Annotated in this window: 8 protein-coding genes; 7 read left to right on the top strand and 1 reads right to left on the bottom strand. The window is 60.4% G+C overall.

Features of this window, described 5'->3' with window-relative positions; translation table 11 throughout:
* Positions 1 to 301: 301 nt before the first annotated feature.
* Positions 302 to 712: an antirestriction protein gene (locus WBR68_RS30835; RefSeq protein WP_230696195.1), complete on the bottom strand. Its 411-nt coding sequence runs from the start codon at positions 710 to 712 to the stop codon at positions 302 to 304.
* A 439-nt stretch (positions 713 to 1,151) separates the two neighbouring features.
* Between WBR68_RS30835 and WBR68_RS30830 the strand changes: the two genes are divergently transcribed.
* The 7 genes from WBR68_RS30830 to ligD all read left to right on the top strand — a co-directional run bounded on the left by WBR68_RS30830 (position 1,152) and on the right by ligD (position 7,117).
* A complete protein-coding gene (locus WBR68_RS30830; RefSeq protein WP_230696194.1) occupies positions 1,152 to 1,640 on the top strand; it encodes a hypothetical protein in 489 nt (162 codons plus the stop codon).
* 62 nt (positions 1,641 to 1,702) lie between these two features.
* Entirely contained in the window at positions 1,703 to 2,365 is a 663-nt protein-coding gene (locus WBR68_RS30825) for an SOS response-associated peptidase (RefSeq protein WP_230696193.1), read from the top strand.
* A 302-nt stretch (positions 2,366 to 2,667) separates the two neighbouring features.
* Positions 2,668 to 2,979 (top strand): hypothetical protein, encoded by a 312-nt coding sequence (locus WBR68_RS30820; RefSeq protein WP_230696192.1) that lies wholly within the window; start codon positions 2,668 to 2,670, stop codon positions 2,977 to 2,979.
* An 86-nt stretch (positions 2,980 to 3,065) separates the two neighbouring features.
* Positions 3,066 to 3,305 (top strand): CrpP-related protein, encoded by a 240-nt coding sequence (locus tag WBR68_RS30815; RefSeq protein WP_230696191.1) that lies wholly within the window; start codon positions 3,066 to 3,068, stop codon positions 3,303 to 3,305.
* Positions 3,306 to 3,562: 257 nt separating this feature from the next.
* Complete coding sequence (locus WBR68_RS30810; RefSeq protein ID WP_230696190.1) at positions 3,563 to 4,264, top strand: hypothetical protein; 702 nt, start codon at positions 3,563 to 3,565, stop codon at positions 4,262 to 4,264.
* A 148-nt stretch (positions 4,265 to 4,412) separates the two neighbouring features.
* Positions 4,413 to 4,589: a DUF3606 domain-containing protein gene (locus tag WBR68_RS30805; RefSeq protein ID WP_230696189.1), complete on the top strand. Its 177-nt coding sequence runs from the start codon at positions 4,413 to 4,415 to the stop codon at positions 4,587 to 4,589.
* A gap of 50 nt (positions 4,590 to 4,639) precedes the next feature.
* Positions 4,640 to 7,117, top strand: a complete 2,478-nt coding sequence (gene ligD, locus WBR68_RS30800; RefSeq protein WP_230696188.1) for a DNA ligase D — start codon at positions 4,640 to 4,642, stop codon at positions 7,115 to 7,117.
* Positions 7,118 to 7,190: the final 73 nt, after the last annotated feature.

Below are 7,190 nucleotides of genomic sequence, written 5' to 3'. Positions count from 1 at the left end.
CTGCGGATGGGCCGGCCCGTAACAACATTCTTTAGGTTTGACATCGAACACAGTTACTCAAGTGTCGAAGACGGCCAGCGGCCGCAAGTGGCGCCGGCGCAGCCGGCGCCGCGCCGCACTTGAACGCGAGAACGCCGTGGCACACTGACCCGGAATGCAGACCCGCCACCCCGTATGGCTTGCAACGGTGCAACTTCAAAGCGCAGCCGTTGCCCTGCAGCGCCACTTAGCAGGGGCTGAGCCACGATGGCCTGATGGCGCTCAGAAGAAGAAAGGCCCGCCGAAGCGGGCCCGGATGGCGTCAATCGATCGCTGCAAGAATGGCTTTTGCCTCGGCGTGCTCGCCGGCGAAGTCGCGCAGAGCGTGGTACTTCTCGGCAAGGTCGTCGCTGCGGTATTGGCTGCACAGTTCGCACAGGGCGTACAGCGTTGCCACGATGCCGGCGGCGTCCGCCGACATGGTCAGGTCGCACCAGTTCATCGGCCACACGATGTGAAGCGTCTCGTAGTCGGCCGGGGCCATGTAGAAGCCGTTCGGGATCTCGTAGTAGTGCCAGTAGCCGCCGCTGTACTCCTGCGACAGGCGATCCAGCCAGTTGTAGACGGAGATTTCCCCGCGCAGCATCAGGCGGATGCCGAAGTGTCTGGGCAAGAAGGCCAGACGATCGTGATCGGGAACCAGGCGGGCATCAGCGAGGGTGGCGTGCGTCATATAGTGCTCCTTGGAAGAGGGCCCCAGCCAGGGTGGCGGGACGGGAGCACTGGCGCCCTGCGGAACAAGCGCCGGGGGCAAGGGGACGTGGAATATAAAGTGAGCGCAGCGAGCGGCTATATGCCGCGAAAGCCCCTTGCGCCTGGCGCGCGCAGGGCCAAGATGCGCCCACTCCTGACACCCAGGCTGGTCCTGTTCCCAGCACCATACCGTTCGCCTTGTCCGAATCGGATGGCGTCCCTATAACAGCAAGTGCGGCGGATGAGAGCCGGGGCGTGATCAGCGTTGTGGCGGGCGATTCCCCTTACGAGGATGCTGTGCGCGAGCCGCACCGACAAATCTAGCCAGAGACGGAAGCTACTCTGCCTGCCACGTGCGCGCCAGACGTGGAATCGTTTGGGTGCGCTGCCTATGCCGCACATGACTGCTGCACGCCGATTTGTTCGACCTGAACAATGACTTGCCGGAATTTGCTGGGCGGAATACAAGTACTGTCAGCCGCCAGAACCGGGCCACTCTCGATCCTGTCACACCAACCCTGCAAGGAAGGCCTTTGAAAGACGTTGACCTTGCTGCATTGCAGATCGCCTGCCGGAATTTGGCGAGAGGCGCCCTATGGTCAGAACAGGGAACACCCGAGATTGCCGTGGCAAAGCTTGCGGGCGAATTCATGCGAATTGCAGCTACGCAGGTCGTTGACGTGATCGAATGTGGTCGAGATCCCAACATAGTCACACGCGCGGTCGGCTACCTTACCTACACCCATGTCGCCCCGGTTGGAGTTGATGCGAAATGGTGGTTCACTGAGTTGCTCACTTGCCTGGTTGAACTGGCCGTGCCATCAATGATCCTGACGTCCGAATCCAGGGCCTTCCTGCTCGATGCGCAAGAAGGGATCGCGGAATCTCTAGGGCCGGGAGAGGACTAGAGGCAGGAGCCAAAAGAGCGCGGCCTATACTGAACTGACAGCTCCTTCCGACGAGGTCAGCGATGTGCGGTCGAATTGTCCAGAAATCGGGTCCGCTGGACTACGTTGAGCGGATCTTTACCAACCAGAGCCAGATCTTCGCGGACCCGACGGGGCCGCGATTCAACATACCCCCGGGCACGCGCCCGCTCACTTTGCATCGCCTGGCTGAAGCCACCGAGGCCATGGGCAGGCTGCCGTGGGGATACAAGCGTCCCGACTCCAAACACTTCATGAGCAACGCGAAGCTGGAGACCATCCTGAAGAACGGATGGCCCTGGCGCTTTCTCATCGGAGCTGGCCGCATTCTGGTGCCGGCAGACGGCTGGTACGAGTGGCCCGTGCTTGCGGACGGCACGAAGCAGCCCCACTACATCCACGGTGATGGCCCGCTCTACTTCGCCGCGTTGACGGCCTGGTCGCCCGGCGCGCCGGTGGATGCCGCACATGGCTTTGCCATCGTGACCAACGACACGAAGGGTGGAATGGTGGACATCCACGCCAGGCGGCCTGTGGCGCTGCCGCCGGATGTCGCTCGGCGATGGGTTGCCCCTTCCTGTCCATTGACAGATGCGCGTGCGCTGTTGAAGGACTGCCTGCCCGAGGACGCCTTCACCTGGCACCCTGTACGGCAAGAAGTTGGAAATTCTAAATACCAACTGCCGGATGCTATCGATCCGGTCTGAAGGCGGGTTCGGTCAGGCCTTGGCTTGGTGTTCGTATAGCGCCAGCGCACCCTCAAAAGACGCCCTCATCCCGATCAACCTACCCGCCTCTCCGCGTGTGTGCCAAAGCTCATGCTGATACCGTCCTTCTACCCAGACCCGGCAGATGGTCCAGCCAGGGGGACCTGCCCAGTAATAGTCATCGGCGCGCCGCCACTCGGAATCATCCATAGCTCTGTCCCCCATCGGCTCCCAAATCGGGGGCATATGGCGCAAATTCTAGGCATGTTTATACTGTATGCCCATACAGTATTGTTCCGGTCATGCCGTTCAACCCGCCCCTTCCGCTCGCACAGCTGCGCGCCATTCAGAACCGCCATCGCGGCCCGGATGGCAAGATAAATGATGCGGACGTCCTCGCCCTACTGCTGGAGGTCAAGCGCTACCGGTCCTTTGTCCTGCGCACGAAGCAGCTGTCGGTCGAATTCAAGCGTCCTTCCGGCGTGCTGGCACCCGTCTATGACGAATGGTGGGAAACCTTGGTGGCGGAACCATGCGTGGCCGAGCAGGAGCAGATGATTCGGGAACTGCTCGAAGGGCCTTTCAAGCCTCGCAAGGGGATGGGGCCGCGATAAACCCCCCGCCCCGTACAGGGGCACCATTGATTCAAACGTCGTTTCATCGGCATACTGGTCTCCCGCATCTTTTGGAGGGCAAAGCCATGCTCGACGACATCCAGAAGGAGGGCGCGGAGGCAGCCCGCAGGGGTTTGAGCCTCTGGAACTGCCCGTATCTGAAGGCTGACGCTATGCCAGGTCACACAGGGCAATCTCCCGGCGAATGGCTCAAGCGAGTGAATGCCTGGGAAGAAGGCTGGAAGAGAGAGTCGGCGCAACGCGGGGCCAATCGATCCGCCAATCCGTTTGCAGTCCCCGTCGCCAAGAGGCGACCGGACAGCTGATTTCTGGCCAAATAACCGGCCGCAAAAAGCGCCCCAGATGGGGCGCTTCTGCTATCTCCATCTGCGTTTAGCCGCTAAACAAGTTAGCCGCCCGTCGAGCATCAACGTTTCGTTTGGACATATCATGTGATATTCAATTTCCTCGCCATCATGTGCCTACTCCTCTCCTGCCTTTGCTCCGCTGCGCGGGTTACTGGATCACAGCGACCCTGGGCGCGATGCTTCACTACGGAATAGCGGTCCCGTGGCAATGGATCTTGCGTCCGTTGTCGGGAACTCCCTTTGTCCTTTGCGCCTTTGTGATGGTTGCCCGGTCGAGGGTTCGACCGTGGCAGGGGATGCTGGTGGCGGTCGGAGTCATTTCCGCTTCGCTGGCCTTCACAGTCATACTCGACCAAGGTTTGAACGCGTGGGTGGCGCTGGCGGTACCTCTAAGTGCCGTCACTCTCGGTCGTCTGTTGCACAACCATCACGGCCGGATCCTCATGGTGAGCAACCAGGGACGTGGAATTTGGTCTGTGCATCTGAACCTCCTCAAGGCGAAGCATCCCACGGCACTGTGGAGGGGGGTGTTCCGGGAATTAGAGAATGTTGTTCGTATGGCCAAGGCAGCCGGGGCAGTCGAACTGAGGTTTACGTCTCCACTGCTGGTGAACGACACAACAGCAGGGCGGCTGGACCGAAAGTTGAGGAAGGCGCTGTCTAAGTGTGACCTCGCTGCCCGAGTGACATTGGGAGATCCTAAGCCAATGGGCGTGGGCGGCACCGGCCTTATTCATGTTTATCTGGCACGCCAGCGCGGACTCAAAGCCACGCGACAAGTCTATGAAGACGCGCCGTGGAACATCAAAACCAGAGCGATCACTTTCCAAATTACGCCGGCGCCGCACCCTCTTCCTCCAGCCGAGCCTCAGCGTTGTTTCGGTGGTGCCGACGTTTCCCAACACGGCTCAACGTAGGATGGCAGGGCGGCGGTCTCAGCGTCCTCTGGGTCTGCACGTTGACCTGGCCAGGAAAAGCGTCCCTTGTGTTTAGCGGCTAAACAGCGCGAGGCCAGATTGGGAACGAGAGTTGCTGCACGGGGTTTCCTGTTCGAAAGGAGCCAACATGTCCGATGATCTCAACAATCGTGGGCCGCAGGACCGGTCCCGCATCAATGTTAATGAGCCTCACGAGCTTCGCTACTGGACCAAAGAGCTTGGCGTGACCGAACCGCAACTGCGCGCAGCGGTTCAAGCCGTTGGAGTGTCGGTGAGCGCCGTGCGCACGCATCTGGGCAAGTAGAAATCGGGCCGGCACACGCGTGTCGGCCCGATTTTCTTGAGTGACGCGAAATGTCGGATTCCCTGAAAAAATACCGCGAAAAGCGCAACTTTGCGGTGACCTCGGAACCGGCAGAGGGCGGTCTAGCTAACGAGGCCGCGCGAGCTTTTGTCATCCAAAAGCACTGGGCCAGTCGGCTTCATTACGACTTACGCCTCGAACTCGACGGCGCGATGAAAAGCTGGGCTGTGCCAAAAGGCCCGTCGTATGACCCGACCGTGAAGAGAATGGCGGTCCAGGTCGAAGACCACCCTATTGCCTACAACCAGTTCGAAGGCGATATCCCGAAGGGGGAATACGGCGCCGGCAAGGTGATCATCTGGGACGAAGGCGTTTGGACGCCCGTTGGGGACCCTCGCCGGGGATACAAGTCAGGACATCTGAAGTTCGACCTAGAGGGGTCCAAGATGCAGGGGCGCTGGGCGCTGGTGCGTCTGCACGGCAAGGAAACCGAAAAGCAGCCCCCGTGGCTGCTCATAAAGGACAGGGATTCCTTCGCGCGTAGCAGCCAGGAATTTAGCGTCGTCGACGAGCTGCCGGACAGTGTTGTGCCCCTTCGTAAGAAAAAGAAGCGCACCGCCAAGAAATCCCCGAGGAACGATCCACCCGCCGAGCCGTCGACGCTACCCGGGCAGGAGGCTGAAATGCCAGGGTCGCTCAAGCCACAGCTGGCCACGCTTGTCGACGGGATCCCACGGCGAGGGGACGACTGGCTGTACGAGGTGAAGTTCGACGGATATAGGATGTTGGTCAGGATCGAAGGTTCGAACGTCAAGCTATTCACGCGGAACGGTCACGACTGGTCAGCGAAGGTCCCACATTTGGTTCAGGCCCTGCGCGGCCTGCCTGCGCAGTCTGCATGGATCGATGGTGAGATCGTCGTCCTTGCTGACAATGGCGTGCCCAGCTTCCAGGCCTTGCAGAACGCCTTCGACGGCAAGCGCACAAAGGACATCGTCTTCTATGCGTTCGATCTGCCGTACATCGCCGGGCGAGACATCCGTGGCGAGCCGTTGCGATTGCGCCGAGATTTGCTCGCGCAGCTCATCGCAGCCAGCAAGGACCATCGGATCCGTTTCAGCGAGGCGTTCAATGCGTCCCCATCAGATCTGATCGCGTCTGCTTGCCGCATGGGTCTCGAGGGAATCATGGGCAAGCGGCAGTCCGCGCCATACGTCTCCAGGCGCACCGACGACTGGGTCAAGATCAAGTGTACTCAACGGCAAGAGTTCCTCATCGTTGGGTATACCGCGCCAAAGGGCGGCCGCGTCGGATTCGGCGCTCTGCTGCTCGGAGTCCATGAGGAACCCAGAGGCATTCGATATGCAGGCAGCGTGGGCACGGGGTTTGACGACCGCGGCCTGGCCGAACTGCATAAAAAACTGATGGCCTTGGTCCAAAAGACTAGTCCGCTCACAGTCGGAAAGCCCAAGTCCGCCCGAGACGTTCGCTGGGTAAAGCCTACGCTGGTATGCGAGGTATCGTTTGGGGAATGGACGGAAGGTGGCCACGTACGGCATGCAACGTTTCGCGGCCTTCGCACCGACAAGGCACCCCAATTCATTACGCGAGAGGTGCCCCTTCCGGCTGGCGCGGTAGAGGCTCATGCCACGGCTGAAGAGGCCACCGATGAGCTCAAGCCGCGTGGAGCAGGCAATAGGCCAAAGCCTGGAAAGCTGTCCAATCCGGACCGGGTGATCGATCCCTCAACCGGCCTGACGAAACTTGATCTGGCGCGGTACTACGGCCTAGTCGCCCCGTTGCTGCTGGCACACCTGAAAGACCGCCCTGTGTCCTTTGTGCGTGCACCGAGCGGCATACAAGGGCAACTGTTCTTTCAGAAGCACCTTGATGCCGCAATACCAGGCGTGACGGCACTGCCGGAAAAACTACATCCAGGCCATCCGGCGCTGCTCGAGGTCCCGACGCCAGAAGCAATCATGTCGGCCGCGCAGATGAACGTGGTCGAGTTTCACACCTGGAATGCCGTCAAGAGCGCCATAGGCAAGCCGGATCGGTTGATCCTAGATCTGGATCCTGGTGAAGGCGTCACCTGGCAAGCGGTCCAACAAGGTGCCCAGCTGGTGCGAGTGCTGCTGGACGGCATCGGCTTGGCCGGATGGCTCAAGACGAGCGGCGGTAAAGGGCTGCACGTGGTGATCCCGGTGCGTAGGCAATACGACTGGGACACCGTCAAGGGGTTTTCCGAGACGGTTGTACGGCATCTGGCCCGCACACTGCCGCAGATTTTCGTCGCGAAAAGTGGCCCAAAGAACCGAGTGGGAAAGATCTTCGTGGATTACCTGCGCAACGGCTTTGGAGCGACAACCGCGTCGGCCTGGTCTGCTCGCGCGAGGCCTGGGCTGGGTGTCTCCGTTCCACTAGCCTGGGACGAGCTACCCAAGGTGACCGGCGGCGCGCAGTGGACTATCGCGAACATACACAATCGGCTCGACGTCGCAAACACGCCGTGGGACGACTATCTGTAAGCGCCTGGCGAACACATATTGAGCGCGTGCGTTGTCCTCGATAGTGTCCACCACTTTTAGGTGGACACCATGT

The sequence above is a fragment of the Achromobacter sp. JD-1 genome (genome assembly GCF_038594925.1).
GTDB classification, from domain to species: Bacteria; Pseudomonadota; Gammaproteobacteria; order Burkholderiales; family Burkholderiaceae_B; genus Achromobacter; species Achromobacter spanius_C.
Note: the sequence above shows the minus strand (reverse complement) of the source record. Positions and strands in the feature narration are given on the sequence as shown.

Bases quoted from the DNA above. Each gene is read 5' to 3' on its own strand.
- WBR68_RS30815 (WP_230696191.1), top strand. From the start codon at position 3,066: ATGCTCGACGACATCCAGAAGGAGGGCGCGGAGGCAGCCCGCAGGGGT.
- WBR68_RS30835 (WP_230696195.1), bottom strand. From the start codon at position 712: ATGACGCACGCCACCCTCGCTGATGCCCGCCTGGTTCCCGATCACGAT.
- WBR68_RS30825 (WP_230696193.1), top strand. From the start codon at position 1,703: ATGTGCGGTCGAATTGTCCAGAAATCGGGTCCGCTGGACTACGTTGAG.
- WBR68_RS30820 (WP_230696192.1), top strand. From the start codon at position 2,668: ATGCCGTTCAACCCGCCCCTTCCGCTCGCACAGCTGCGCGCCATTCAG.
- ligD (WP_230696188.1), top strand. From the start codon at position 4,640: ATGTCGGATTCCCTGAAAAAATACCGCGAAAAGCGCAACTTTGCGGTG.
- WBR68_RS30805 (WP_230696189.1), top strand. From the start codon at position 4,413: ATGTCCGATGATCTCAACAATCGTGGGCCGCAGGACCGGTCCCGCATC.